Consider the following 24,114-nt stretch of genomic DNA (forward strand, 5'->3'; position numbering starts at 1 on the left):
CCTTTGCTGCGGCTTAGAAGTAGCCTTCCTTCTTGCGGCGCTCCATCGAGGCTTCGCTCGTCTGGTCGTCCATGCGGGTGGCGCCGCGCTCGGTGATCTCGGTCACCGCGGTCTCGGCGATGATCGCTTCCGGCGAATCGGCAACGCTGGCCACCGGGCAGGTGCAGCTGATGTCGCCGACGGTGCGGAAGCGCACCGACAGCACTTCGCTGACGTCGCCGTCCTGCTTGGGCGTGATCGGCGTGACCGGCACCAGCAGGCCGTTCTTGCGCACCACTTCGCGCTGGTGCGCGTAGTAGATCGGCGGCAGCGCCAGGTTTTCGCGGGCGATGTACTGCCACACGTCCAGCTCGGTCCAGTTCGAGATCGGGAACACGCGCATCTGCTCGCCCTGCGCCATGCGGGCGTTGTACAGGCTCCACAGCTCGGGGCGCTGGGCCTTCGGGTCCCACTGGCCGAACTCGTCGCGGAACGAGAAGATGCGTTCCTTGGCGCGGGCCTTCTCTTCGTCGCGGCGGGCGCCGCCCATCAGCGCGTCGAACTTGTGCGCCTCGATGGTTTCCAGCAGCGTCACGGCCTGCGCCGCGTTGCGCGAATCGGTTTCCTTGCGCAGGCGCACGGTGCCACGCTTGATCGAGTCTTCCACATGGCCCACCACCAGGCGCGCACCCAGTTCGGCCACGCGCTGGTCGCGGAACTCGATCACTTCCGGGTAGTTGTGGCCGGTGTCGATATGCACCAGCGGGAACGGCAGCTCGATCTTGCGGTCGCCCAGGCGGAAGGCCTTCAGCGCCAGGTGCAGCATCACGATCGAGTCCTTGCCGCCGGAGAACAGCAGCGCCGGGTTGCGGCACTCGGCCACCACCTCGCGGATGATGTAGATCGATTCCGCTTCGAGGCGGTCGAGATGGTCGTTCTGTACCTGCAACAGGTGCGCCACACTGGAGGTGGCTTCTGCGATGTCGTTCATGATGCCCATTTTTGTACCGGCCTCAATGCTTGATGTTCTGTTCGTGGAGCCCGCACTCTTTCGAGTCCTTGCTCTCCCACCACCAGCGTCCCGCGCGCACATCCTCGCCCGCGCGTACCGCACGCGTACAGGGTTCGCAGCCGATGCTGGGATAGCCCTTGGCGTGCAGGTCGTTGACCGGCACGTCGTGGCGCTTCAGGTAGGCCCACACCTCGGCCTCGCTCCAGTCCGCCAGCGGATTGAACTTGGGGATGCCGCGGGCGTCGTCCATTTCCTCGAACGGCAGCTCGGCGCGCGTCACGGCCTGCTCGCGGCGCTGGCCGGTCAGCCAGGCGTCGGCGTGCGACAGCGCGCGGTTGAGCGGCTCGACCTTGCGGATGCCGCAGCATTCCTTGCGCAGGTCGATGCTGTCGTAGAAGGCGTTCAGGCCGTGCTTCTTCAGGTAGTTCTCGACCGCCTCGGCGTCCGGCGTGTATTGCTCGATGCTATAGCCGTAGTGCGACTGCACCTTGTCGAGCACCGCCAGCGTCTCGGCGTGCAGGCGCCCGGTCTGCAGCGTGAAGACGCGGATGCCGGCGCGCACGGCGGGGGTGCCGCGCAGGATGGCATCGGTCAGCACCATGTCTTCGGCAGCCAGGCTGGAGGCAAAGCGCGCGCGGTAGAAACGCGCGGCGATGCCGGCCAGGCGCTCGCCCAGCTCGCGCTCCTTCTGTTCCAGCGCTTCGATGCTGCCGGTGTATTCCGGCGCCACCCACAGCGCGGGCGGCCGCAGTCCCGACACCGCACTGGCATCGACCACCGCGATATCGCTCAGCACCGTGCTCATGCCGTCGCCTTCGGCTGCACGGCGCCGCCTTCGGTGCGGGCACGGCGGAACAGCGGCAGCGGCTCGTCGACCGAAGCCTGGTAGGTCACGGTGAACTCGGTGAAGCCCTTGATGGCGTCGTCGATGTTCTTGTCGGCGCGGACCGCGAAGGCATCGAAGCCGCAGCGCTTCATGAAGTTGAGCTGGTCGCGCAGCACGTCGCCGACGGCGCGCAGCTGGCCTTCCCACTTGTAGCGGGTGCGCAGCAGGTAGGCCGCGGAGAAGCCGCGGCCGTCGCGGAACACCGGGAAGTCCACCGCTACCAGCGACACGCGGTCGAAGTACGCGGCGGCATCGCCCGGCTCGTCTTCCGGCGCCAGCCACACGCCGGTGCGGGCCGCGTCGCGGCCGGCCAGCAGCGCTTCATTGGCCTTCCACACCGACAGCGGGAACAGCACGGCGTCCTGGCTTTGCACTGCGGCGGCGATGCGCTCTTCGGTCAGCGGTTGCTCTTCAGTGGCGCGCAGCACGGTCCAGTTGTCTTCGACGATCACCGGGGTGACGTTCGCACTGCCCGTTGCATCCTGGCGTTGCAGTTGAATGATCTTTGCCATGTTCAGTCTCTCCGGTCCTCAGGCTTCGGCGCGCTCGCGCGGCTGCTTGTCGGCATAGACGCGCTCCTTGAACGGGGCGATGCCGATGCGGGACAGGGTTTCGATAAAGCGTTCGTCTTCGATGCGGTTGGCCACGAAGGTGTCGATGATGCGGGTCACGACCTCGGGCATTTCCTCGGCGCTGAACGACGGGCCGATCACCTTGCCCAGCGCGGTCTGGTTGCCCTGCGCGCCGCCCAGCGTGACCTGGTACCACTCCGAACCGTCCTTGTCGACGCCCAGCACGCCGATGTTGCCGACGTGGTGGTGGCCGCAGGCGTTGATGCAGCCCGAGATGTTCAGTGAGATCTCGCCCAGGTCGTAGACGTAGTCGAGGTCATCGAAACGGTCCTGGATCGCCTGCGCGATGGGGATCGACTTGGCGTTGGCCAGCGAGCAGAAGTCGCCGCCCGGGCAGGCAATGATGTCGGTCAGCAGGCCGATGTTCGGGGTGGCCAGGCCAGCCTTCTTCGCCAATTGCCACAGTGCGTACAGGTCCTGCTTCTTCACGTCCGGCAGCACCAGGTTCTGCTCGTGCGCCACGCGCAGCTCGCCGAAGCCGAACTGGTCGGCGAAGTCCGCCACGGCTTCCATCTGCGCGTCGGTGGCATCTCCCGGGGGCGAGGCCAGGCCCGGCTTGGTCGACAGCGTCACCGCGGCGTAGCCCGGCACCTTGTGGCCGTGCACGCTGCGGCTGACCCAGCGCGCGAACGCCTTGTCTTCCAGCAGGTGGTTTTCGTACGAGGCGTCGGTGTCGGCCAGCTTTTCATACGCGGGCGGCGTGAAGTACTGGGCCACGCGGTCGAACTCGACCTGCGTCAGCGTGGCCGGGCCGTCCTTGCTGTGCTGCCATTCTTCCTCGACTTCCTGCGCGAACTTCTCCACGCCGATGGCCTTCACCAGGATCTTGATGCGGGCCTTGTACTTGTTGTCGCGGCGGCCATAGCGGTTGTACACGCGGATGGCCGACTCGACGTAGGTCAGCATGTGCTGCCACGGCAGGTCTTCCTTGATCACCGAGCCCAGGATCGGGGTGCGGCCCAGGCCGCCACCGGCCAGGATGCGCAGGCGCGTTTCGCCGTCGGCATTCTTGTAGGCGTAGATGCCGATGTCATGCATCTGCACCACGGCGCGGTCATCCTTCGAGGCCGAGATCGCGATCTTGAACTTGCGCGGCAGGAAGGCGAATTCCGGCTGGAACGTGCTCCACTGGCGCAGCAGTTCGGCCAGCACGCGCGGGTCCACCGACTCGTCCGGCGCAACGCCGGCGAAGTGGTCGGTAGTGATGTTGCGCACGCAGTTGCCCGAGGTCTGGATGCCGTGCATCTCGACGCTGGCCAGCTCGGCCAGCACGTCGGGCACGCGCTCCAGCTCCATCCAGTTGTACTGGATGTTCTGGCGGGTGGAGAAGTGGCCATAGCCGCGGTCGTATTCGCGCGCGATGTGAGCCAGCTTGCGCAGCTGCGTCGACGACAGCAGGCCGTACGGGATCGCCACGCGCAGCATGTAGGCATGGCGCTGCATGTACAGGCCGTTCTGCAGGCGCAGCGGCAGGAATTCTTCCTCGGTCAGCTCGTCCGACAGGCGGCGGCGCACCTGGTCACGGAACTGGGCGACGCGCTCGTTGACGATGCGCTGGTCGTATTGGTCGTACTGATACATGGCGGGGTCCGTTCAGTATTCGTTGAATTCAGGAAACGAGCTTGATGGCGACCAGCGTCAGCGTGGTCGCCAGGGCGGCACGCACCAGCCGTTCGGGCAGCGCCCGCGACAGTTGCGCGCCCAGCCAGATGCCGGGGATCGAACCCACCAGCAGCGCCAGCAGCAAATTCCAGTTGACGGTGCCGAGCCACACGTGGCCCAGCCCGGCCAGCGCCGTCAGCGGGACGGCGTAGGCGATATCGGTGCCGGCGACTTCGGCCGGCTTCATATGGGGATACAGCAGCAGGATCAGCGTGGCGCCAACCGCGCCGGCGCCGATCGACGACACCGTCACAAGCACGCCGATGACCGCGCCGACCACGATGGTGGCGATGACCTGGGTGCGGCCGTGCAGCTGGAAGCGCGGGTTGCGCTCGAGCCAGGCCAGCATCTGCTTGCGGAACAGCAGCGACAATACGGTCAGCAGCACCGACACGCCGATGGTCACGCGGATCGCGTGCAGCCACTGGGCGTTGAGCTCGCCGGCGCTCTTGAGCACCAGGATCGCCACGACCGCCGCCGGCAGGCTGCCGATGCACAGGCGCCGCACTACCTGCCACTGCACATGGCCGTGGGCACGGTGCGCGATAGTGCCGAAACCCTTGGTGATGGCCGCGAAGGCCAGGTCGGTGCCGACAGCGGTCGCCGGCGAAAAGCCGAACAGCAGCGTCAGCAGCGGCGTCATCAACGAGCCCCCACCCACGCCGGTCAGACCGACGAGGACGCCTACAAACAGACCGGAAACGGTATAGGCCAGCGACATGAGGGACTCGGTGGGCCCTGGCCCGTGAGGCTCGCATCACAATCCGGGGGCTGCGAGCGGACGCACTGAGGGCAGGACGTTCATTAACAAAGTTCGAGAATCGTAATAAACTGGCCTCATACCTCAAACTAATAAGAAGTTGTTTGTTTATACGACCCGAGTTATATGAACCTGCACCAGTTTCGCTTCGTGCGCGAGGCCGTCCGGCAGAACTACAACCTGACCGAAGCCGCTAAAGCGCTCTATACGTCACAACCCGGCGTGTCCAAGGCCATCATCGAGCTGGAAGAAGAGCTGGGTGTCGATATCTTCACGCGCCATGGCAAGCGCATCCGCAGCCTGACCGAGCCCGGGCGGCGGATCCTGACCTCGGTCGAGAAGATCCTGCAGGAGGTCGAGAGCCTGAAGCGGGTCGGCATGGACTATGCCGCGCAGGACCAGGGCAACTTCACCATTGCCACCACCCATACCCAGGCGCGCTACGCGCTGCCGCGGGTGATCGGCGAGTTCACCAAGCGCTACCCCAAGGTGCGGCTGTCGATCCAGCAGGGCAACCCGGCGCAGATCGCCGACATGCTGCTGCATGACCAGGCCGATATCGGGATCGCCACGGAAGGCATCACCGACGACAAGAACCTGGTGTCGCTGCCGGGTTACCAGTGGACACATATGGTGATTACGCCACCCGATCATCCGCTGCTGGACAAGAAGCACCTGGCGCTGGAAGACCTGATGGGCTACCCGCTGATCACCTACGATCCCAACTTTGCCGGCCGGCCCAAGATCGACAAGGCCTTCGAGCTGCGCCACCTGAAGCCGGACATCGTGCTCGAGGCGATCGACGCCGACGTGATCAAGACCTACGTGGAGATCGGCCTGGGCGTGGGCATCGTCGCCGGCGTGGCCTATGATGCCGAGCGCGACCGAAACCTGCGCGGGATTTCGGCCGGGCACCTGTTCGGCAGCAATGTGACGCACCTGGCGGTCAAGCAGGGGGCCTACCTGCGCAGCTTTGTCTACACCTTTATCGAGCTGTTCTCGCCGACGCTGAACCGCAAGCTGGTCGAACAGGCCATGTCGGGCGAGCACGAAGCCTACGAACTCTGAGCGCGGCAGCCCGCCGCCTCTCTCTATATAAGAAGCAGAACCCAATATGCATTCCCAATCCGTCACGCCGCGCCGGCCGGAGGCGCTGTGAGCAAACCCATGAGCGAACCCATGAGCGAAGCCACCAGCGAACTGCCCCGCATCCACTGGACCGAGGACGGCACCGAGCGCAGCGCCGCCTGGCGCTCCGAGGCCGGCAACCCGCCGCCGCGCCGCGTGGTGGTCGCCGACGACACCACCAGCGCCGACACCGCCTACCGGCTAGCCTGCGAGGGCACTGCCCTGCTGTGGCGCGGCGACTTCCAGAACGCGCGCCAGCTGCTCAACGCCATGGCGCGGCGCACCGAGCGCAAGCCCAAGAAGGCCAGCCGGCCAGGCCAGAAGGCCAAGGGCGCGCCCGGCTCCGCCACCGAGGCGTTCCACCTGCACCGGCTGGCGCAGTCGCAGCGCGCCCGCACGCTGGGCATGCTGCTGCTGCCGTTCGAGGCCGACCACAGCGTGCCGCTGCGCCGCGCGCCCGATGTCCGCGAAGCTTGCGAGCAGGTCTACGGTCCGGCGGGCGAGCCCTATGTGGCGTCGCTGCGAGAGCTGCTGGGCATGATCGGCGCCTATGAATGGCGCAGGAAAGGCGTGGAAATCCCGGCGCTGGAAGACCGCATCCATCCCTGGTACGGCGTGTTCTCGCCGGTGCGAGGCGAGTATGTCGACCTGGTCGCCGCCGAGCCGCTGCCGTCGAAAACGCTGGCCTTCGACATCGGCACCGGCACCGGCGTGCTGGCCGCGGTGCTGGCCCGGCGCGGCGTGCAGCGCATCGTCGCCACCGACCAGGACCCGCGTGCGCTGGCCTGCGCACGCGAGAACATCGGCCAGCTCGGCTATGCCGGCGCCGTCGAGATCGTGCAGGCCGACCTGTTCCCGGAAGGCCGTGCGCCGCTGGTGGTGTGCAACCCGCCGTGGGTGCCGGCCCGGCCCAGCTCGCCGGTCGAGCGCGCCGTCTACGATCCGGACAGCGCCATGCTGCACGGCTTCCTCGATGGGCTGGCCGCCCACCTGGAACCCGGCGGCGAAGGCTGGCTCTTGCTATCCGACCTGGCGGAGCACCTGGGCCTGCGCCCGCGCGAGCAGCTCGAAGGCTGGATCGAGGCCGCCGGGCTGAAGGTGCTGGGCCGCTCCGATATCCGCCCGCGTCATCCGCGCGCCGCGGACCCCAGCGATCCGCTGCATGCGGCGCGCTCGGCCGAGGTGACTTCGCTGTGGCGCCTGGGCGTGCGCTGACGCGCGTGCCCTTGCAGGCGGAGTTCGGCTATCCTTCCCGTCACAAATAAGACTGGAGGAGACAAATGCCGAAGTTGCCCCGCCTGCTGCCCGCCATCGTACTTTCCACCCTGCTTGGCGCCAGCGCCGCCGCGCTGGCCGATATCCGCGTCGGCATCGACGTGTCCACCACCGGGCCGGCGGCCTCGATCGGCATCCCCTCCAAGAACACCGTGCTGATGTGGCCGCAGACGCTGGGCGGCCAGAAGGCGCACTACGTGATCCTGGACGACGGCTCCGACCCGGCCGCGGCGGTGCGCAATGTGCGCAAGCTGATTTCCGAGGAAAAGGTCGACGTGATCGTCGGCCCCAATATCACGCCGACTGCGCTGGCCGCGCTCGACGCCGTGTCCGAGGGCGAGACGCCGATGGTGGCGCTGGCCGCGTCGGCGTCGATCGTCGAGCCGCAGACCGACGCCAAGCGCCGCTGGGCCTTCAAGATGCCGCAGAACGACTCGCACATGGCGACCGTGCTGACGGAGTACATGAGCAACCACGGCATCAGGACGGTCGGCTTCATCGGCTTTGCCGACGCCTATGGCGAAAGCTGGTGGCGCGAGTTCTCCAGGCTGGCCGAAGTGCGCAAGATCAAGGTCGTCGCCAACGAGCGCTTCTCGCGCAACGATACTTCGGTGACCGGCCAGGTGCTCAAGCTGATGGCGGCAAACCCCGACGCCGTGCTGATCGCCGGCGCCGGCACGCCCTCGGTGCTGCCGCAGAAGACGCTGGGCGAGCGCGGCTACAAGGGCAAGGTCTACCAGACCCACGGCATCGCCACCTGGGAATTCCTGCGCATGGGCGGCAAGGACGTGGAAGGCACGCTGTTCCCGACCGGCCCGGTCGTGGTCGCGCGCCAGCTGCCCGAGAACCACCCCGTGCGCAAGGTCGCGCTGGACTTCGTCAACCGCTACGAGGGCAAGTACGGCGCCGACAGCGTGACGCAGTTTGCCGGCGACGCCTGGGGCGCGTGGCTGCTGCTGGACGATGCCGCGCGCCGCGCGCTCAAGACCGGCGCCCAGCCCGGCACGCGCGAATTCCGCGCCGCCATGCGCGACGCGCTCGAATCCACCACCAATCTCACCATCCCCAACGGCGTGCTGAACCTGAACGCGAAGGACCACCAGGGCTTCGACCAGCGTTCGCGCGTGATGGGGGTGATCCGCAACGGCAAGTTCGCCTATGCGGGCGACAAGTAGCCCAGCGCCCGCCGAACCCGGCCTTCTGAAAGGAAGCATCGCATCATGACCACCACTTCCACTCCTTCCGTCACCGTTGCCTTCATCGGCCTGGGCGCCATGGGCTCGCACATGGTCCGCCACCTGCTGGCCGCCGGCCACACCGTGCGCGCCTTCGTGCGCCGCCCCGAGGCCGCCGAAGCGGCGCGCGCCATGGGTGCGGAGCCGTTCTTCACGCCCGCCGAGGCCGCGCGCGGCGCCAGCGTCGTCTTCACCAACGTGACCTCGTCCGAAGACGTGCGCGAAGTGCTGCTGGGCGAGCAAGGCGTGATCCACGGCGCGGCCCCCGGCACGGTATGCGTCGACCACAGCACCATCTCGCCGGTGGTCACGCGCGAGATCGCCGCGGCACTGGCCGAGCGCGGCCTCGAGGCGCTCGACTGCCCGGTCTCCGGCGGCACCATGGCCGCCGCGTCCGGCAAGCTGACCATCATGGTCGGCGGCAAGCTCGACGTTCTGGAACGCGTGCTGCCGCTGCTGGAGCTGCTGGGCACGACCATCACGCATATCGGCGACAACGGCGCCGGCCAGGTCGCCAAGCTGTGCAACCAGATCGCGCAGGTGGTCAATATCGAAGGCATCGCCGAAGCCATGCGCTTTGCCTCGGCGCAGAACGTCGATACCGGCCGCGTGCTGCAGGCCATGTCGACGGGCATGGCGGGCAGCCGCATGCTCGACCTGATGGGGCCCAAGATGGTGTCGCGCAATTTCGCCGCCGGCATCGAGGCGCGGCTGCACGACAAGGACTTCGGGCTGGCGCGCGCTATCGCCGAGGAAATCGGCCTGGACCTGCCGGCGATGCAGGCCACCTCGGCGCAGCTGCGCACGCTGATGGCCAACGGCTGGGGCAAGGACGATACCTCGTCGCTGCTGCGCGTGCTGGAGGGCTGAGGGCCGCTCAGGTGCCTGCTCAGGTGCCTGTCAGGCGCAGGACGGCGCGTACCAGCGCGCTGTCGGCATCATTGAAGCCGTCGAGCACATTGAAGTGATGGCAGCCCGGCAGCACGAGATCGCTCGCTGCCGGACTGCCGACATTGGCGGGCCACGCCGCCCGCATCAGCGCATGTTGGCGGTGGTATTCGGCCGCTTCCAGCTCGCCCACGGCGAGCGCCAGCGGCGCGGCGGTGGCTGGCGCCATGTACGCCGGCGACAACCGCGTCACATCGTCTTCCGATAGCCGCAGGTCGCATTGCAGGAACGCGGCGCGGCGCAGCGGCTCCATGTCGTACAGCCCGCTGACCGAGAGCCCGCCCCGGACCAGGTCCGCGGGCAGGTCTGGCGCCAATTGCGGCCAGCGTGCCGCCATCAGCATCGCCACCAGGTGGCCGCCGACGGAATGCCCGGCGGCGAACAGCCGTTGCGGGTCATGTCCCAGCACGCCGGATTGCCGGTACAGCCACGCCACGCTGCGCAGCACCTGCCGCACGATGTCGGGCACCGTCACCGACGGCACCAGCGAATAATTGACCACGGCCACCGACACGCCGAGCGCCGGCAGCACGCTGGCGACGAAACTGTGGTCGCGCTTGTCGAGCGCGCGGTAGTAGCCGCCGTGGACGAACACCAGCAGCGGCGGCGCCGCGCCGTCATCCGCTGGCGCCGTCGCCGGGAAATAGTCCAGCGTCTGATCCTGCGGATGCCGCGAGCCTGCATCGGCATAGCCCAGGTCCGCGATAAAGCCACCGCGCTCGCGCACCCGCGCCGACCATTCACCCCAGCGCGCCATATGCGCCGGGTTGTCCGGCACATTGGCTCGGTTGTTGTATTCGCGGTCGTAGAAGACGGGGTCCTGCGAGGGCAGGCTGGCGAGGCTCGCCAGCGAGGCTTGGTCGGTCATGGCGGTCGGTGGGTGCGGGGTCGGGACTGGTTTGGCGCGGCGTCGGTGATGCACGCGGTGACGGCGATGCTAACCGCAATCGCGATGCACAAGTTATCGGGGCCATTACCATCGCCACGGCGGCCGGTTGTCGGCCGGGGGGAATTGCGGCATAATCGCCGGCTCAGCCCGGCATCGGTTCCGATGCCGTCACACCTGCCCGGGTGGTGAAACAGGTAGACGCAGGGGACTCAAAATCCCCCGCCGCAAGGCGTGTCGGTTCGAGTCCGACCCCGGGCACCACATTTCCCTCCAAAGCAATCAGTCGTCCACATGATGGGCGGCCCGGGGCTCATGCTCAAACCTCGATTTCGTCGAGCTTGTGCGTTTTCAGCCAATCGCGAACCAATACGTTGAGCCGTGTTTGCCAACGTGGCCCGCTCGCCTTCAGGGCTTCCAGGACATCGTCATCGAGTCGCACCGTGGTGGCTGTCTTCGTGGTACCGCGCGGACGGCCGCGCCCTCGCTTGACGAGCTTGTCAGACAACAGTGTTTTTGTACGTACGAAATTAGCTCTGCATCACCAGCCAATCACGTCACTTATACCCGCGACTCCTTTCGGCTAAAGCCTTGAAAGGTGTCGGACAGCGCCCACTGGTGCCCCTGCGCCTGGCTTCCTATCCTATGGCATTGCCATCCCGTCAACAGGAGCCACCATGAACCGACCGACCCTACCCGCCCTCGCCTGCGCCGCCCTGCTCGCCGGCTGCGCCGGCGCAAATGTGGAAAACCTGACCCAGGCAGGCGGCAGCCTGTTCACCGCCGCCACGCTGTCGGACACCAACGTCAAGACGCTGTCCGACCAGTCGTGCGCGGAAATGGACCAGAAGAACACCATTGCCCCGCCCGACAGCACCTACGCCAGGCGGCTCGCGAATGTGATGAACGGGCTTGGCAATACCGGGCTGCCGCTCAATGCCAAGGTCTACGTGACCAAGGACATCAACGCATGGGCCATGGCCAATGGATGCGTGCGCGTGTACAGCGGGCTGATGGACTTCCTCAGCGACGACGAGGTGCGCGGCGTGGTCGGACACGAGATCGGCCATGTGGCGCTGGGCCATACCAAGGCGGCGATGCAGGTGGCCTACTCCACCGCCGCTGCGCGCGGCCTGCTGGGATCTACCGGCATTGCTTCGCTGACCGCGCTGTCGTCCTCACAGATCGGGGATCTGGCGGAGACGTTCGTCAATGCACAGTTCTCGCAGCGCCAGGAAACCGCTGCGGACGACTACTCCTTCAACTTGCTGACCAAGAACGGCGCCAACCGGCAGGCGCTGGCGTCGGCGTTCCGCAAGATGTCGCAGCTTGACGGCGGGAAGTCGAGCATGCTCAGCACGCACCCCGGCTCGCTGGAGCGCGCCAAGCATATCGAAGATCGCCTGGCTGGCGGGCGCTGAGCGCGCTGCCTGACGCGCCCCGCCTGGCGCCTTACCGCGATTCGACGAACGCGAGCACCGTGGCCAGCATGCCTTGCAGCGCCGGCTGCAGCGCCGCCGACCGCGCCTCATCGTAGGCGAACGGGTATGTCTCGCTCATATACGCACACTGCGACAGCTCGAGCTGCACCGCGTGCACGCCATCCTGCGGCTTGCCGTACTGGCGCGTGATATAGCCGCCCTTGAAGCGGCCGTTGAGCACCGCGGTATGGCCGGGCACCGCGCTCGCCAGCTCGAGCAGCTGGTTCGCGAGCCCCGCGTCGCAGCTCTCGCCATTGGCCGTGCCGAGGTTGAAATCCGGCAGCTTGCCTTCGAAGAAGCGCGGCAGCAACGAGCGGATCGAATGCGCGTCCCACAGGGCGACGGTGCCGTGCTCGGCCTTCAGGCGCGCCAGTTCCGCCGCCAGCGCTTCATGGTATGGGCGCCAGATCGCGTCGCGGCGTGCGGCGATTTCCGCATCGTCGGGGCCGTTGCTGCCATCGGCATAAAGCGCCGTCTTGTCAAAGGTGTCGACCGGGCACAGGCCGGTGGTGTCCTGGCCGGGATACAAGTTGGCATTGTCGGGCGGGCGGTTCAGGTCGACCACATAGCGCGAATGCGTGGCGACCAGCACCGAGGCGCCCAGCTCGCGGGCAAAGCCGTAGAGCCGTTCCAGGTGCCAGTCGGTATCGGGCACGGTGCGCGCCTCGGCGGTAAGGCGCTGAGAGACCGAAGCCGGCAGGTGCGTGCCGACGTGCGGCATCGATACCAGCAGCGGGCGCGTGCCGCGATGCAGGGTGAAGGCGGGGGTATCGGTGGAGAAGGACATGTTCTTTGCAATGCGTTGGGCGGTGCCCGTATTTGTCGCGTACTTGTCGCGTATCAGTCGGCCAGCAGGCTGGCGCGGGCGGCGATGAACTGCCGGGCCGCTTCGGACTGCAGCGCATGCGCGCCATGCTGCACGCGGCTGCGGCCGGCGGTGCGGACCTCCGCTAGTGTCTCATGACCGTGGTTCGCAAACACGTGGGTGGCCAGCGCCTGGGCGCCGTCGAGGCCGGTCAGCGTCGGGTGCGCACCGTCCAGCACCACGAAGTCCGCCTGCTGGCCAGGCGCCAGCCCGGCCACGCCGCGGCCACTGGCGCGTGCGCCGCCCGCCACGGCTTCCAGATAGAGGCGGTCGGCCACCTGCAGGTGGGTATCCGAGGCCAGCACGTTGCGCTGCTGCAGGCCCAGCCGCTGGCCGTATTCGAACAGGCGCAGTTCCTCGGCCACGCTGACGCTGGCATGGCTGTCCGAGCCGATGCCCCACGCGCCGTGCTGCGCGAGGTAAGGCGCCGCCTCGAACACGCCATCGCCGAGGTTCGCTTCGGTGGTCGCGCAGATGCCGGCCACGGCGCCGCTATGCGCGAGGCGCCGGCGCTCGTCCCAGTCCATGTGCGTGGCGTGCACCAGGCACCAGCGCGCGTCGACGTCGACATGATCGAACAGCCATGTCACCGGGCGCGTGCCGGACCACGCGATGCAGTCGTCGACTTCGCGCTGCTGCTCGGCGATATGGATATGGACCGGCGCCTGCGCGTCGATCGCCTTCAGCCCCGCCAGCGCATGCAGCAGGCTGTCTTCGGGCACAGCGCGCAGCGAATGCGGCGCCAGGCCGAGACGCGCGCCGGCCTGCGCGCACACGGGCGACAGCCGCTCCAGCAGGCGCAGCATGGCGTCGGTGTTGTGCAGGAAGCGGCGCTGTTCGGCGAGCGGCGGCTTGCCGCCGAAGCCGGCGGTCTGGTACAGCACCGGCAGCAGCGTCATGCCGATGCCGGTGCGCTGCGCCGCGCGCAGCAGCCGCAGCGACATCTCGGCGGCATCGGCGTAGGGCTTGCCGTCGGCGTCGTGGTGGACGTAGTGGAACTCGCACACGCTGGTATAGCCTGCGCGCAGCATCTCGATGTAGAGCTGGGTGGCGATGGCTTCCAGCGTGTCGGGCGAGATCCGCTGCGCGAAGCGGTACATCAGCGTGCGCCAGCTCCAGAACGAATCGGCGCCGGCGGGATTGTCGCCCTGCGGGCGGCTGCGGTATTCGGTCAGGCCGGCAAAGCCACGCTGGAATGCGTGCGAATGCAGGTTGGGCATGCCCGGCAGCACCGGGCCCGCGGCGCGCGGCACGCCGGCATTTGCGGCGGCACCGGCCTGCACGGTGGTCAGGCGGCCCTGCTCGTCCCAGGCGAGCAGCACATCGCGCGCCCAGCCTTCGGGCAGCAGGGCCCAGTCTGCGAACAGCTGCGATGCGCTCATGGCTGTGCCTCCGCTTGCGCCGGATATACGCGCCCTTGCCGCACGACCGTCAAGGCGGGATTGCGGCCGAACCAGTACGCCAGCTCCGCCGGCGAATCGACGCGCCAGAGCACGAAGTCAGCCCCTCGCCCCGCTTCCAGCTTGCCGTGGCGCTCCGGTGCACCCAGCGCGCGCGCCGCATGCACGGTCACGCCGGCCAGCGCTTCGGGCACCGTCAGGCGGAACAGCGTGCAGGCCATATTCATCATCAGCAGCAGCGACGTCACCGGCGACGTGCCGGGGTTGTGGTCGGTCGAGATCGCCATCGGCACGCCGTATTGGCGCAACAGCGCGATCGGCGGCAGGTTGGTGTCGCGCAGGAAATAGTAGGCGCCGGGCAGCAGCACCGCGACCGTGCCGGCTTCCGCCATCGCGGCGACACCGGCCTCGTCGAGATGCTCGAGATGGTCCGCCGACAGTGCGCGATGGCGTGCGGCCAGCGCCGCGCCGCCGAGGTTGCTGAGCTGCTCGGCGTGCAGCTTGACGCGCAGGCCGTGGCGCGCAGCGGCATCGAAAACGCGTTCGGTCTGCGCGATCGAGAAGCCGATCGATTCGCAGAAGGCATCGACGGCGTCGACCAGCCCTTCTTCGGCCAGCGCCGGCAGCATGCTGCCGCACACCAGGTCGATGTAGTCGTCGGCGCGCCCCGCGTACTCGGGCGGCAGCGCGTGCGCGCCGAGGAAGGTGGTGCGCACCGCGACGCCGAACTGCTCGCCCAGGCGACGCGCCACGCGCAGCTGCTTGCGCTCGGCTTCCAGGCTGAGGCCATAGCCGGACTTGATCTCGATGGCGGTCACGCCTTCGGCGAGCAGCGGTTGCAGGCGCGCGGCGGCCTGCGCGAACAGCGTGTCTTCGTCGGCGTCGCGGGTGGCGCGCACGGTCGAGACGATGCCGCCGCCGGCGCGCGCGATTTCTTCATAGCCGGCACCGGCGAGTCGCATCGCGAACTCGTCGGCGCGCTGGCCGCCGTAGACCAGGTGCGTGTGGCAATCGACCAGTCCCGGCGTGATCCACGCGCCGTTGGCGTCGTGGCGCGGCAGGTCGCGGTAGGACTGCGGCAATTCTGCCGCGGCGCCAAGCCAGGCAATGCGGCCTTGCTCGACCACGAGCGCGGCATCGCGGATGGCGCGCGCCGGGTCGGCGTCGGGCAACAGGTGGCAGTTGTGCCAGACACCGTCGGCGCTGGCAGCATTGGCTGCACTGGCGGTGCCAGGTACGGAAGGCAGCGTCATTGATCGGACTCCATTTCCAGCGTGACACACAGGCACAGCGCGTCGCCGGCGCCTGGCGCGAAGGCTTGCCGGCCAGCGGGTTCGCCGGCGGGATACAGCACGCCCTGCCCCGCGTCCAGCGCTACGGCCGGCTGCGCGTCCTGCGCCAGCCAGGTGCCGGACACGGCAAGCAGGCAAACGGTATCGGCGCCGGTGCTGATGGCAAACCCCTGGCGGAAGGCGTCGACGCGCGCGCGGCAGCGGCCACGCCGCGTCATCACGTTGAAGTCGCGCGTGGGGCCGTCGAGCAATGCCGACTGCAGGCCGGTGTCGCCAGAGAAGGCAAACGGTGCGCCGGGCTGGACCAGCCGATGGCTGAAGCTGCCGTCGTCGGCGCGCAGCACAACACCGGCACCGTCGAGCAGCACGATCTGGCGGTCGATGCCGGGAAAGGCGGAGAACGGGCCGTCGGCTTCGATATCGGCCACGCTCAGGCGCCAAACGAAGTCATCCATGCCGGCACCCGGCGGCCACACCGCGATCTCGCGCGTGTTGCCGCCGCCATTCTTCCAGCGCGTCGGGTCGATGGCCGCGAGCGTGAACGTCCTCATACGCCCTTCACCATCGGCAGGTTCAGGCCCTTTTCCTGCGCGCATGCGATGGCGATGTCGTATCCCGCATCGGCATGGCGCATCACGCCGGTGGCCGGGTCGTTCCACAGTACGCGCTCGATGCGTTTGGCTGCTGCATCGGTGCCATCGCAGACGATCACCACGCCGGAGTGTTGCGAGAAACCCATGCCCACGCCACCTCCATGGTGCAGGCTGACCCAGGTGGCGCCGCCGGCGGTATTGAGCAGCGCGTTCAGCAGCGGCCAGTCGGACACGGCGTCGGAACCGTCGCGCATCGCTTCGGTCTCGCGGTTGGGCGACGCCACCGAGCCGCAGTCCAGATGGTCGCGGCCGATCACCACCGGCGCCTTCAGCTCGCCGGACTTCACCATCTCGTTGAAGGCCAGGCCGGCGCGGTGGCGCTCGTCCAGGCCAACCCAGCAGATACGCGCCGGCAGGCCCTGGAAGGCGATGCGGTCGTGCGCCATGTCGAGCCAGCGGTGCAGGTGCTTGTCCTCGGGGAACAGCTCCTTCATCTTGGCGTCGGTCTTGTAGATATCCTCGGGATCGCCCGACAGCGCGACCCAGCGGAACGGGCCCTTGCCGCGGCAAAACAGCGGGCGGATATAGGCCGGCACGAAGCCCGGGAAATCGAAGGCATTGTGCACGCCCTCATCGAACGCCACCTGGCGGATGTTGTTGCCGTAGTCGACCGTCGGCACGCCCATCTTCTGGAAGTCGAGCATGGCCTGCACGTGCTTGACAATCGACGGGCGCGCGGCGGCTTCCACCGACTTGGGATCGCGCTTGCGTGCGTCTTCCCACTGCTCGACCGTCCAGCCTTGCGGCAGGTAGCCGTTGACCAGGTCGTGCGCCGAGGTCTGGTCGGTAACGATATGCGGACGCATGCCGCCGGCCTGCGCGCGCTTGGCGAGCTCCGGCACGATGTCGGCGGCATTGCCAAGCAGGCCGACCGAGATGGCTTCTTTCTTTGCCGTGGCCTCGGCGATCATCGCCAGCGCCTCGTCCAGCGTGGTGGCCTTCTTGTCGAGGTAGCGCGTGCGGATGCGGAAGTCGATGCGCGATTCCTGGCACTCGATCGCCAGCACGCAGGCACCCGCCAGCACGCCGGCCAGCGGCTGCGCGCCGCCCATGCCGCCCAGGCCCGCGGTCAGGATCCACTTGCCCGACAGGTCGCCGTCGTAGTGCTGGCGGCCGGCTTCGACAAAGGTCTCATACGTGCCCTGCACGATGCCCTGCGTGCCGATGTAGATCCACGAGCCCGCGGTCATCTGGCCATACATCATCAGGCCGGCGCGGTCCAGTTCATTGAACTTGTCCCAGGTGGCCCAGTGCGGCACCAGGTTGGAGTTGGCGATCAGCACGCGCGGCGCGTCGGGGTGCGTGCGGAACACGCCGACCGGCTTGCCCGACTGCACCAGCAGCGATTCGTCCTCGCCCAGGCGACGCAGGCTGTCGAGGATGGCGTCAAAGCATTCCCAGTTGCGCGCGGCCTTGCCGATGCCGCCGTACACCACCAGGTCCTGCGGGCGCTCGGCCACGTCGGGGTCCAGGTTGTTCTGGATCATGCGGTAGGCAGCTTCGATCAGCCAGTTCTTGCAGTGCAGCTGGGTGCCATGCGGGGCGCGGATTTCGCGCTGGCCGCGCTGGATGAATTGGCTTTCGTTGGCGTTCATGTGCTTGTTCTCCTTCGTTGGCGCTTGTGACGCGCTCCAATCAACCAGCGTTGGTCGGCAAGATTTCCCGAACCGCCTGCGGCCACCCCGCCCCCGCATCCCCCTGCACCACCCACTGCTTCATCGCTTCGATATCCGGCGCCAGGTAGCGGTCGCCTTCCACAAAATCCACCCGCGCACGGATACGTGCCAGTTCCTGCTCCACCAGCGGCGATGACTTCAACGGGCGGTGGAACTCGATACCCTGCGCCGCTGCCATCGCCTCGATGCCGACCACTACCGCGGTGTTGGCCGCCATGTCGCCCAGCCGGCGCGCGCCGTAGGTGGCCATCGACACATGGTCCTCCTGGTTGGCCGAGGTCGGCAGGCTGTCCACGCTGGACGGATGCGCCAGCGACTTGTTCTCCGAGGCCAGCGCGGCCGCGGTCACCTGCGCGATCATGAAGCCCGAGTTCAGGCCGCCGTCGCGCACCAGGAACGGCGGCAGGCCCGACAGGCCGGTATCGAGCAGCAGCGCCAGCCGGCGCTCGGAAATCGCACCGATCTCGGCGATCGCCAGCGCAATGATGTCGGCGGCAAAGGCCACCGGCTCGGCGTGGAAGTTGCCGCCGGAGACCACGTCGCCCTGCTCGGAAAACACCAGCGGGTTGTCCGACGCGGCATTGGCCTCGATCTGCAGGATGCGCGCGGCGTGCTGCAGGTTGTCCAGGCAAGCGCCCATCACCTGCGGCTGGCAACGGATCGAATACGGGTCCTGCACGCGGCCGCAGGTTTTGTGCGAATCGACGATCTCGCTGCCATCCAGCATCGCGCGCACGGCGCCGGCCACGGCGATCTGGCCGGCCTGGCCGCGGGCTTCATGGATGCGGGCGTCGAACGGCTTGACCGAGCCCTTGATCGCTTCCAGCGACAGGGCGCCCGCCACCAGGCCGGCGGCAAAGGTGTCTTCGGCGGCAAACAAGCCGGCCAGTGCCAGCGCGGTCGACACCTGCGTGCCGTTGAGCAGCGCCAGGCCTTCCTTCGGGCCCAGCTCGAACGCCTTCAGGCCGGCACGGGCCAGGCCCTCGGCTGCCGGCACGCGCTTGCCGTCGACCAGCACGTCGCCCACGCCGATCAGCGTGCACGACATATGCGCCAGCGGCGCCAGGTCGCCCGAGGCACCGACCGAACCCTTGGCCGGGATGCACGGCGTCACGCCGTGGTTGACCAGCGCCAGCAATGCCTCGATCAATTCCGGACGCACGCCGGAATGGCCGCGCGCCAGGCTGACCGCCTTGGTGGCCAGGATCAGGCGCACCGTATCCTCGGCCAGGTCCGGGCCGGTGCCGACGCTGTGCGACAGCACCAGGTTGCGCTGCAGCTGCGCCAGTTTGTCGTTGGGGATACGGGTCTGCGCCAGCTTGCCGAAGCCGGTATTGATGCCGTAGACCACGGCGTCGGCGTCGATGATGTCCTGCACGGTGGCCTGCGCGGCGCGCACGCCGGGCCAGGCGGAATCGGCCATGGCCACGCGCACTTCGCCGCGGTAGATGCGGCGCAGGTCGGCCAGGGTGACTTGGCCCGGCTGCAAGGTCAGCAGCGGGCAGGAGGCTTGGTCGTGTTGGCTCGCAGTCATTTGTATGTTCCTGTCTATACAGCTTAGGATAAAAATTGAAGCAATGGCTGACCCTCGCGCGGATCAGCCGAAAGCGGGATTGCCGTCGGCGCGGAATCGGCTGCCGAGGCGGTAACGGTTGCCCGGGTGCAGGCAACGAACGAATGTCACTGGCACGCCATTGGTCCAGGTGCGGCGGGTCAGCATCAGGCAAGGTTGCGTTGGCGGCATTTCCAGTTGCGCGGCCTGCTCCGGCGTGGCGGCAATGGCATCGACCACGTGCTCTACCTGATCGTAGGGCACGTGGCGCAACAGGTATTCGCCGGGCTGGGTCGCGCTGAAGTCCTGGCCGATGAAGTCCGGCGCCACGCGCGGGTTCACGTAGCGGTCTTCCAGCTGCACCGGCACGCCATCTTCGCGATGCACGCAGACCGAATGGAACACGGACTCTCCGGTGTGCAGCTCCAGCGCGGCCGCCACCTCGATCGACGCCGACACCCGCTCGACCAGGATCACGTCGCAGGCATAGTCATGCCCGCGCATGCGGATCTCGTCCTGCAGGTTAACCACCGACAGCAGCGTGGACTGCGGCTTGTGCTCGGCGACGAAGGTGCCGACGCCGGCGACGCGCACCACCCGCCCCTGCTCCGACAGCTCGCGCAGGGCCCGGTTGACGGTCATGCGCGAGACGCCGAAGCGGTTCACCAGTTCCTGCTCCGACGGCACCCGGTCGCCCGGCTGCCACGCGCCGCTCTGGATCTGGCGGGCGATGTACTCCTTCACCTGCTGGTAGAGCGCGGTGGGAGAGGAAGCTGGGGTGGCGGAGCCGACGGCGTGGTTCATGGCGTTTCAGTGCTCGGCCGCGGCAATGGCCTCGGCGCGGATTTCCTCGGTCAGCCGCGCCTTGAGCGCGGAAAACTCCGGAGAGGTCTTGATCGTGTAATGGCGCGGATGCGGAAAATCGACCGCGATATCGCTCTTGATCCGGCCCGGCCTGGCGGAAAACACCGCCACCCGGTTGGCCATGAAAATGGCCTCGTCGATATCATGGGTCACGAATAATACCGTCTTGCGCGACGCTTCCCATATGCCGAGCAATAACTCCTGCATCAGCACGCGGGTCTGGTTGTCGAGCGCGCCGAACGGTTCGTCGAGCAGCAGGATCTTGGGATCGTTGGCCAGCGCCCGCGCGATCGCGGTGCGCTGCTGCATGCCCCCCGACAGCTGCTTCGGGTAATGGTGCTCGAATCCGCGCAGCCCCACGCGCTGGATAAAGAAGTCGCTGCGCTCCTTCTGCTCCGCCGCGCTCATGCCGCGCTCGCGCAGGCCGAAGCGCACGTTCTGCTCGATCGTCAGCCACGGGAACAGCGTGTACGACTGGAACACCATGCCGCGGTCGGCGCCCGGGTCGGAGACCGGCTGGCCGTCGAGCAGCACGCGGCCGGTGGAAGGCGTGTCCAGCCCGGCCACGATGCGCAGCAGCGTGGACTTGCCGCAGCCCGACGGGCCCAGGATGGTGACGAAGTCGTTATCGCGCACTTCGAAATCGACCGGCTGCAGCGCCAGCGTCTTCCCGCCGCGCGGGTTGGAGAAGGTACGCGAGACCTGCTGGATGGACAGTGCGCTCATTGGATCGAACTCCACGGGAACAGGCGCTGGTTGGCGCGCTTGAAGACAAGGTCGGAGACCAGGCCGATGCAGCCGATCACGATGATGCCGAAGATGATCTGCCCGGTATTGAGCAGCGCCTGGCTGTCGGTGATCATGTGCCCGATGCCCGACGACGAGCCGATCAGCTCGGCCACGATCACGTAGGTCCAGGCCCAGCCCAGCACCAGCCGCAGGATCTCGGCGATTTCCGGCGCGGCGCCCGGGATCAGCACGCGGCGCACGATGCCGGCGCTGTTGGCGCCGAGCGTGTAGGCGGCCTCGACCAGGTCCTTGCGCGCGCCGCCGACCGCCACCGCCACCATCAGCACGATCTGGAAGAACGAGCCGATAAAGATCACCAGCAGCTTCTGGGTCTCGCCGATGCCGGCCCACAGGATCAGCAGCGGGATGAAGGCCGACGCCGGCAGGTAGCGGCAGAACGAAACAAAGGGCTCGAAGAACGCCTCGGCCGCCTTGTACGCGCCCATGAAGATGCCCAGCGGCACCGCCAGCACCGCCGCCAGCACGAAGCCGCCTACAACGCGCCACACCGTCATGCCGATGTCGCCGATGAAGTTGTGCTCGGTGAACAGGATCAGACCCTCTTTGGCCATCGTCAGCGGATCGGCCAGGAACGTGCGCGGCACGAAGCCGCCCAGCGTCACCACGGCCCACACGCCGAAGAACAGCACGAAGAAAGACAGGCCCAGCATCCAGCGGGTATTGGGCTGCACCGGCACCAGCGGTGCCAGCCAGGGATGGCGCCGGCGCGCCGGTGCCGCCGGGGGGGCGGACACCGCTGCGGGCGCGTGGGAACCGATTCGGGCTTGCGTCATGACGTTCACGCCTCCTTGCGACTGCTCTGCTTACTTGAGGAAACGCGCGTCATACAACGCCGTCACGTCGGGCACCTGGCGGATCACGCCGATTTCCATCAGCACGCCCGCCGCTTCCTTGCTGAAGCTGGCGAGTTCGCCGGAGAAGAACTTCTTGTTGGCCTCGCGATCCTGCCAGCGCAGGTAGGCGGCCGACTTGGCGAACTGCTCGCCGGTCTGCTTGACTGCGGCACCCATGATTTCGTTAGCCTTCGCCGGCTCCTTCTGGATCATCTCGAGCGCCTCGAAGTAGCTGTCGACCAGCGCCTGCGCCGCCTTTGGGTTCTCCTTGAGCCACTTGGGCGCGCAGCCCAGCGTGTCGGTCACCATCGGGTAATCCAGCGTGGTCGCCAGGATCTTGCCCTTGTCCGGGTTCTGGCGGACGGTGGACAGGTAGGGCTCGTAGGTCATGGCGCCGTCGTTCTGGCCGGCCACGAACGCCTGCGCCGCCGCCTGCGGCGACAGCGTCGTGGTCTTGACGTCCTTCAGCGACATGCCGTTCTTCTTCAGCATCCAGGCCAGGCCGAAGTACGGCGCGGTGCCCGGCGCATCGACGCCAATGGTCTTGCCCTTCAGGTCGGCGAAGGTCTTGACGTCGCCGCGCACGGCCAGGCCGTCGGCGCCGTAGGACTTGTCGAGCTGCACGATCTGGGTGATCGGTACGCCGTTGGCGTTCCAGGCCACATGGGTCTCGACCGTGGTCGCCGCGCACTGGATCGCACCGGCGGCCAGCGCCAGGTGGCGGTCCTTCTGCGGGATCATCTTGATGTCGACCTCGACACCGTTCTTCTTGAAGATGCCTGCCTTGTCGGCCAGCGTCAGCGGCGCGAAGCCGGTCCAGCCGCTCATGCCGAGCGTGACCTTGGTGGTCTGCGCGTGGCCGGCGCCTGCCATGGTGACTGCCGCGGCAAACAGCGCGGCCTGCATTGCCTTGCGGCCACGAATCCTGCCTTGAATCCTGCCCTGCATGCGGCTTTCCATCCTCATCGAAACGCTCCTTTGGTGTGTCCGTCGACGGCAGGCCATGCTTGTGGCGCGCTCGTTTTCGGGCATTAAACAATGCCTGTATATACAAGTCAATGTAGGGCTTCCCCCGAGGGGTTAGACGTCACATCACCGCGGAAATCGGCTGGACGGCGCGGAGGCATCAACCACCACAACGGTGCTGCGGCTTGCCGTAGGTGCGGAAAGCACCACCTTGGCACGCCAGAAGTGTTGCTGTATAGACAGGATTGAAGTGACGCCAGGATGAGCAAACCCCGTGCCAGGGGCACGGGGCGCGACCGCGGGCGCGCTCAGGCGTCGAAGAAGGAAGCGACCGTGGGAAAGCGCAGCCGCAGCCGCAACTCGCGCTTCAGGCGGCGGTTGTCGAGCCGGCGCGACTCGCTCATGAAGCTCAGCAGCGTCGGCTCAATCACTTCACGCGCCTGGCCGCGCGTAATACGCGGGGGCCGCGGCAGGCCGCGCCGATCGGCAACGAGGTCGAAGTAGTCGGCCATACGCAGCTCGGTATCGTCGCTGGCATGGACCACCCGCTGCGGCCGGCCGCGGAACAGCGCGGCAACCATGATGCGAGCCAGGTCGTCGGCATGGATATGGCTGGTGTAGACGTCGTCCTGCGGCACCAGCGCGGGCGTGCCCCGCTTGAGCCGGGCCACCGGCAGCCGCTCGGCGGCATAGATGCCCGGGATGCGCACTATGCTGGTGCGCCAGCCGGCATCGCGGCCAAAGGCGCGCACCGCCCCCTCGGCGGCCACGCGGCGGCGCGCGCGCGCCGTCTGCGGCCGCACGGCATGGAATTCCGACACCCGCGCGCCCTGCCGGTCGCCGTAGACGCCCGAGGTGCTGGCGTAGACAAAGGCACGGCGGCGAAGGCCCCGGTCGGGTAGAATGGCGGGCTCGCCGCCAGGCGTGCCGCCCTGCCGCCAGGCCTTGCGGCGCAAGGCGGCGAGCAAGGCACGCGTACGCGGATCGCCCTCGCCCTGACCGGGCGGCGGCGCCAGGTCCAGCACCTGCGTGGCCAGCCCGCGCAGCCGCGCCAGCGTCACCGGCCGGTCCAGGTCCGCCACCAGCGGCACCGCACCGGCGGCGCGCAGTTCGGCGCGGCGCGCCGGCTGCGACGTGACGGCAAACACGCGCATGCGCGACGACAGGATTCGCAGGCAGCGCGTCCCCACATCCCCGCACCCGACGATCAACAGGCGCGGACGACCCAGCCGGCGGCTGGGGACCGGCAAAACTGGTAAAGCCGGCAGGAGCGGGAGGCGCGAGGACTGCAGCATCGACTGAATTTGGCTCATAGACCG

At 67.7% G+C, this 24,114-nt stretch carries 23 protein-coding genes and 1 tRNA gene; 6 read left to right on the plus strand and 18 right to left on the minus strand.

Translation table 11 applies throughout. The features are described 5' to 3' along the window. Positions 1 to 13: 13 nt before the first annotated feature. The 5 genes from cysD to E0W60_RS24090 are packed head-to-tail and all read right to left on the minus strand — an operon-like array spanning position 14 to position 4,892. A complete protein-coding gene (cysD, locus tag E0W60_RS24070) occupies positions 14 to 979 on the minus strand; it encodes a sulfate adenylyltransferase subunit CysD (RefSeq protein ID WP_133092185.1) in 966 nt (321 codons plus the stop codon). Positions 980 to 992: 13 nt separating this feature from the next. Continuing rightward, positions 993 to 1,796 (minus strand): phosphoadenylyl-sulfate reductase, encoded by an 804-nt coding sequence (locus E0W60_RS24075; RefSeq protein WP_133092186.1) that lies wholly within the window; start codon positions 1,794 to 1,796, stop codon positions 993 to 995. Then, entirely contained in the window at positions 1,793 to 2,389 is a 597-nt protein-coding gene (locus E0W60_RS24080) for a DUF934 domain-containing protein (RefSeq protein ID WP_135705852.1), read from the minus strand. Before E0W60_RS24080 ends, E0W60_RS24075 begins: the two co-directional genes overlap by 4 nt. A gap of 18 nt (positions 2,390 to 2,407) precedes the next feature. Next, the gene (locus tag E0W60_RS24085; protein WP_133092188.1) at positions 2,408 to 4,090 is read right to left on the minus strand and encodes a nitrite/sulfite reductase; all 1,683 of its coding nucleotides are present in this window, start codon (positions 4,088 to 4,090) and stop codon (positions 2,408 to 2,410) included. Positions 4,091 to 4,118: 28 nt separating this feature from the next. Next, on the minus strand, positions 4,119 to 4,892 hold the full coding sequence (locus E0W60_RS24090; protein WP_133092189.1) for a sulfite exporter TauE/SafE family protein: 774 nt from the start codon (positions 4,890 to 4,892) through the stop codon (positions 4,119 to 4,121). Positions 4,893 to 5,057: 165 nt separating this feature from the next. On the opposite strand from E0W60_RS24090, the gene E0W60_RS24095 reads away from it, so the two are divergent. From E0W60_RS24095 to E0W60_RS24110, 4 genes are all read left to right on the plus strand, one after another. Continuing rightward, positions 5,058 to 5,999: a CysB family HTH-type transcriptional regulator gene (locus tag E0W60_RS24095; RefSeq protein WP_135705854.1), complete on the plus strand. Its 942-nt coding sequence runs from the start codon at positions 5,058 to 5,060 to the stop codon at positions 5,997 to 5,999. Positions 6,000 to 6,110: 111 nt separating this feature from the next. Further along, positions 6,111 to 7,274, plus strand: a complete 1,164-nt coding sequence (locus E0W60_RS24100; RefSeq protein ID WP_135705856.1) for a methyltransferase — start codon at positions 6,111 to 6,113, stop codon at positions 7,272 to 7,274. Between the two features lie 65 nt (positions 7,275 to 7,339). After that, positions 7,340 to 8,509, plus strand: coding sequence for an ABC transporter substrate-binding protein (locus tag E0W60_RS24105; RefSeq protein ID WP_133092192.1), 1,170 nt, complete (start codon positions 7,340 to 7,342; stop codon positions 8,507 to 8,509). Positions 8,510 to 8,554: 45 nt separating this feature from the next. Beyond that, positions 8,555 to 9,439, plus strand: coding sequence for an NAD(P)-dependent oxidoreductase (locus E0W60_RS24110; RefSeq protein ID WP_135705857.1), 885 nt, complete (start codon positions 8,555 to 8,557; stop codon positions 9,437 to 9,439). Between the two features lie 19 nt (positions 9,440 to 9,458). Here the strand turns inward: E0W60_RS24110 and E0W60_RS24115 are convergent, their stop codons facing one another. Then, complete coding sequence (locus E0W60_RS24115; RefSeq protein ID WP_135705858.1) at positions 9,459 to 10,385, minus strand: alpha/beta hydrolase; 927 nt, start codon at positions 10,383 to 10,385, stop codon at positions 9,459 to 9,461. Between the two features lie 197 nt (positions 10,386 to 10,582). On the opposite strand from E0W60_RS24115, the gene E0W60_RS24120 reads away from it, so the two are divergent. Further along, positions 10,583 to 10,667 (plus strand) — tRNA-Leu (locus E0W60_RS24120). A gap of 55 nt (positions 10,668 to 10,722) precedes the next feature. On the opposite strand, the gene E0W60_RS24125 is transcribed toward E0W60_RS24120, so the two are convergent. Beyond that, positions 10,723 to 10,911, minus strand: a complete 189-nt coding sequence (locus E0W60_RS24125; RefSeq protein WP_240745897.1) for a BrnA antitoxin family protein — start codon at positions 10,909 to 10,911, stop codon at positions 10,723 to 10,725. 169 nt (positions 10,912 to 11,080) lie between these two features. On the opposite strand from E0W60_RS24125, the gene E0W60_RS24130 reads away from it, so the two are divergent. Beyond that, positions 11,081 to 11,824, plus strand: coding sequence for a M48 family metallopeptidase (locus E0W60_RS24130; RefSeq protein WP_133092196.1), 744 nt, complete (start codon positions 11,081 to 11,083; stop codon positions 11,822 to 11,824). Between the two features lie 31 nt (positions 11,825 to 11,855). Here E0W60_RS24130 and hutG read toward each other — a convergent pair whose 3' ends face one another. From hutG to E0W60_RS24185, 11 genes are all read right to left on the minus strand, one after another. Further along, positions 11,856 to 12,671: an N-formylglutamate deformylase gene (hutG, locus tag E0W60_RS24135; protein WP_133092197.1), complete on the minus strand. Its 816-nt coding sequence runs from the start codon at positions 12,669 to 12,671 to the stop codon at positions 11,856 to 11,858. Positions 12,672 to 12,724: 53 nt separating this feature from the next. Beyond that, positions 12,725 to 14,131 carry a formimidoylglutamate deiminase gene (locus tag E0W60_RS24140; protein WP_135705859.1) on the minus strand — a complete coding sequence of 469 codons (1,407 nt, stop codon included), beginning with the start codon at positions 14,129 to 14,131 and terminating at the stop codon, positions 12,725 to 12,727. Beyond that, the gene (hutI, locus tag E0W60_RS24145; RefSeq protein ID WP_135705860.1) at positions 14,128 to 15,402 is read right to left on the minus strand and encodes an imidazolonepropionase; all 1,275 of its coding nucleotides are present in this window, start codon (positions 15,400 to 15,402) and stop codon (positions 14,128 to 14,130) included. Before hutI ends, E0W60_RS24140 begins: the two co-directional genes overlap by 4 nt. Then, positions 15,399 to 15,992, minus strand: coding sequence for a HutD/Ves family protein (locus E0W60_RS24150; RefSeq protein WP_135705861.1), 594 nt, complete (start codon positions 15,990 to 15,992; stop codon positions 15,399 to 15,401). The genes hutI and E0W60_RS24150 overlap by 4 nt, the downstream gene beginning before the upstream one ends. Beyond that, positions 15,989 to 17,689 (minus strand): urocanate hydratase, encoded by a 1,701-nt coding sequence (gene hutU, locus E0W60_RS24155; protein ID WP_133092201.1) that lies wholly within the window; start codon positions 17,687 to 17,689, stop codon positions 15,989 to 15,991. Before hutU ends, E0W60_RS24150 begins: the two co-directional genes overlap by 4 nt. A gap of 40 nt (positions 17,690 to 17,729) precedes the next feature. Next, on the minus strand, positions 17,730 to 19,304 hold the full coding sequence (gene hutH, locus E0W60_RS24160) for a histidine ammonia-lyase (RefSeq protein ID WP_135705862.1): 1,575 nt from the start codon (positions 19,302 to 19,304) through the stop codon (positions 17,730 to 17,732). Positions 19,305 to 19,367: 63 nt separating this feature from the next. Further along, a complete protein-coding gene (gene hutC, locus E0W60_RS24165) occupies positions 19,368 to 20,126 on the minus strand; it encodes a histidine utilization repressor (protein ID WP_029046008.1) in 759 nt (252 codons plus the stop codon). Positions 20,127 to 20,132: 6 nt separating this feature from the next. Further along, positions 20,133 to 20,912, minus strand: a complete 780-nt coding sequence (locus E0W60_RS24170) for an ABC transporter ATP-binding protein (RefSeq protein ID WP_133092203.1) — start codon at positions 20,910 to 20,912, stop codon at positions 20,133 to 20,135. Further along, positions 20,909 to 21,769: an ABC transporter permease gene (locus E0W60_RS24175; RefSeq protein ID WP_133092204.1), complete on the minus strand. Its 861-nt coding sequence runs from the start codon at positions 21,767 to 21,769 to the stop codon at positions 20,909 to 20,911. The genes E0W60_RS24170 and E0W60_RS24175 overlap by 4 nt, the downstream gene beginning before the upstream one ends. Before the next feature lie 30 nt (positions 21,770 to 21,799). After that, positions 21,800 to 22,735 carry an ABC transporter substrate-binding protein gene (locus tag E0W60_RS24180; protein ID WP_371702380.1) on the minus strand — a complete coding sequence of 312 codons (936 nt, stop codon included), beginning with the start codon at positions 22,733 to 22,735 and terminating at the stop codon, positions 21,800 to 21,802. A gap of 368 nt (positions 22,736 to 23,103) precedes the next feature. Further along, complete coding sequence (locus tag E0W60_RS24185) at positions 23,104 to 24,108, minus strand: NAD-dependent epimerase/dehydratase family protein (RefSeq protein ID WP_135705863.1); 1,005 nt, start codon at positions 24,106 to 24,108, stop codon at positions 23,104 to 23,106. Positions 24,109 to 24,114: the final 6 nt, after the last annotated feature.

Origin of the sequence: Cupriavidus oxalaticus, assembly GCF_004768545.1 — a bacterium.
GTDB lineage: Bacteria > Pseudomonadota > Gammaproteobacteria > Burkholderiales > Burkholderiaceae > Cupriavidus > Cupriavidus oxalaticus_A.